The organism is Methanoregula sp. (assembly GCF_002835825.1).
GTDB lineage: Archaea > Halobacteriota > Methanomicrobia > Methanomicrobiales > Methanospirillaceae > Methanoregula.
The window spans coordinates 1-2,707 of record NZ_PIZH01000295.1 but is presented as its reverse complement, the minus strand read 5'-3'; the positions used below and the strand labels follow the sequence as shown (position 1 = coordinate 2,707).

The window sequence follows — 2,707 nt, the reverse complement described above, 5'->3', positions numbered from 1 at the left end:
ATTATCTGGTCGGGATATGGGGAAGGTTTCTTATAAGGGTAATACAGAGGCATCCCCATGCGCCCCCAGCCCCCATGGGGGCAGGGCTGGCGCGAAGGGGGGGGCGATCTCGCGCATGCAAGACGTATTGATCTCTGCCATACTTCATAATCCTTCGGAGCCAATCCTGGATAACAGAATCGTAATCATGTACGAGATCATCGCAACACTGGCACTGGGGCTTGTCATCGGGTTCACCGGGGCGCTCGCCCCCGGCCCAACGCTTGTTGCAACCATCAATGCTTCCCTTTCAGGGAACTGGACGGCGGGGCTGAAAGTCTCCCTCGGCCATATTATTATCGAGACTGCGATCTTCTTCCTTGTCATCCTCGGCCTTGCCAGCATTGCGAGCCCCTACACCACCGTCATCGCCGTTGTCGGCGGAACAGCCCTGATCATCTTCGGTGCCATGACGCTCATCGGGAGCCGGAACGCTACGCTCTCCACCGGCCCGGGAACGGGCGGGTCCGGCCCGTACATGGCAGGGCTCGTCACGAGCGCCGCCAACCCCTACTTCTGGATCTGGTGGCTCTCGGTGGGAAGCGCCCTCCTCCTCCAGTCGCTTGCGGGGGGGATCATCCTTGCAGTCGCCTTCATGATTGGCCACTGGGGAGCCGATACGATCTGGTACACCTTCGTCTCCACCAGTGTTGCAAAAGGGAAAAGCCTCCTCTCCGACCGCACCTACCACATCGTCATGGCGGCCTGCGGGGTCTTTTTGATCCTCTTCGGGCTCTATTATCTCTCCGGGGTTATCCTCCCCTACTGAACGGGAGTGCACCACCCGCGTTTCAATCCCGTATGGTTAATCTGTCCACGGTTCAACACTATACAAAACTCCCGAACAGGTATCCCGATGGCTGACAAAGACTCCCCCCGCGACCTCAAAACGCTCATCGCACAATTCCGCACCAGCGAGCACTGGGCGGTCTCGCTTTCCCGCGACCTTCTCTGGGTTGCCTGCGTTGTCGGCGGCATTGCGCTCGCCCTCTTCCTTATCTGCGGCACGTGGCCGGCTGTCGTGACCATCGAATCGGGGAGCATGGTCCCGAACATGAACGTCGGGGATCTTGTCGTCGTTGTCCAGAAGGACCGGTACGGGGAGATGATGAGCTGGGAGGAGGGGAAGGCGGCAGACATCCCGAAGTTCAACAGTTATGGTGATGTGCTCATCTTCCGGCCCAATGGCAATACCGTAGTCCACCCCATCATCCACCGGGCCGTGGCGTACGCGAGAGCAGGCATCCCGATAACAGAAATCCGGGGCAACCAGCTCGTCAAGAATTACACCGCTGACCACGACGGCTATATCACGTGGGGCGACCACAACCCGTACCCGGACCAGTTCTCCCGGTACGAGGCGATCGGCACTCCCGAGCCCGTAAAGGACGAATGGATCGTTGGCAAGGCACTCTTCACGGTTCCCCTTGTCGGCTACCTCCCGCTCCACATCTGGGAAGTGGTGATCGTTGTTGTCATCATAATGGCCCTCCACGAGCTCTGGCTCCGCTCCCGCGAGGAGAAGAACGAGAAGGGCAGCGGACAGAAGAAGCGGCCGGGAAAGAGGAAGTGAGGTGGTGCCATGACAGAAATCCGTGTCCTCTTATCCGATGTTATGGAAGGCCACAGGCTCACGGAGCAGGAGGCAGAGCAGCTCCTGAAAGCAACCGGCCGCGATGTATGGCGGATTACCTCAGCCGCCGACGAGATGCGGGAGCACCGGGTCGGGGATACCGTCACCTATGTACGGAACCAGAACCTGCATGTCACAAACATTTGCAAGAACCTCTGCGGGTTCTGCGGCTTTGGCCGCAAGGCAACCGATGAGGGGGCGTACTGCCATGACAAGGCCGCGATCCAGGAACAGGCACGACTTGCAAAGGAACGCGGGGTCACGGAGATCTGTTTTCTCTCTGGTGTCCATCCGGGGTTCACCCTCGACACCTACTGCGAGATGATGGACTGGGTGCATGAAGCCTTTCCCGGGGTCCACATCCATGCATTCAGTCCCGACGAAGTTGCCCATGCAGCAAAAAGGGGGAAGATCCCGACCCCCGAAGTCATTGAGCGGCTGAAAGCGGGAGGCCTTGGGACCATCCAGGGAACCGCAGCCGAGATTCTCGTTGACTCTGTCCGTGAGGTTATCTGCCCCCGGAAAGTCCCCACGGCAGACTGGGTACGGATCATTAAGGAGGCGCACCGGGCCGGCATGCGATCAACGGCAACCATCATGTACGGCTCGTATGAAACCCCGCGGGACCAGGCCGAGCACCTCCGGCTCCTGCGGGAGGTCCAGGACGAGACACACGGGTTCACCGAGCTGGTCACCCTCCCCTTTGTCCACACCAACACCCCGCTCTGGCAACAAGGCTGTGCCCGCGCCGGCCCGACGGGGAGGGAAGATCTGCTGATGATAGCGGTCTGCCGGCTCTTTCTCGACAATTTCACCAATGTCCAGGTAGCGTGGGGCAAGGTGGGGCTGAAGATGACCCAGATCGCCCTCCTGTCGGGTGCAAATGATCTTGCAGGCACCATGTTCACGGACGACGTGACAGGCGATGCCGGTGCTTCAGGGTCAGATTACCTTGACCCAAAAGACATGGAACGGATTGTCCCCGATCTCGGGCGGAAGCTGGTGCAGCGGCAAACCCTGTAGGCGTTCGTTTAA

General features: G+C 59.6%; 3 protein-coding genes. All 3 read left to right on the top strand.

The window, feature by feature from the left end; genetic code table 11:
* The first annotated feature begins 187 nt into the window (after positions 1-187).
* Positions 188-808 (top strand): LysE family transporter, encoded by a 621-nt coding sequence (locus CW742_RS10045; protein WP_292419909.1) that lies wholly within the window; start codon positions 188-190, stop codon positions 806-808.
* Positions 809-895: 87 nt separating this feature from the next.
* Positions 896-1,612, top strand: coding sequence for a signal peptidase I (locus tag CW742_RS10040; protein ID WP_292419907.1), 717 nt, complete (start codon positions 896-898; stop codon positions 1,610-1,612).
* 9 nt (positions 1,613-1,621) lie between these two features.
* On the top strand, positions 1,622-2,695 hold the full coding sequence (gene cofH, locus CW742_RS10035) for a 5-amino-6-(D-ribitylamino)uracil--L-tyrosine 4-hydroxyphenyl transferase CofH (protein ID WP_292419904.1): 1,074 nt from the start codon (positions 1,622-1,624) through the stop codon (positions 2,693-2,695).
* Positions 2,696-2,707 lie beyond the last annotated feature (12 nt).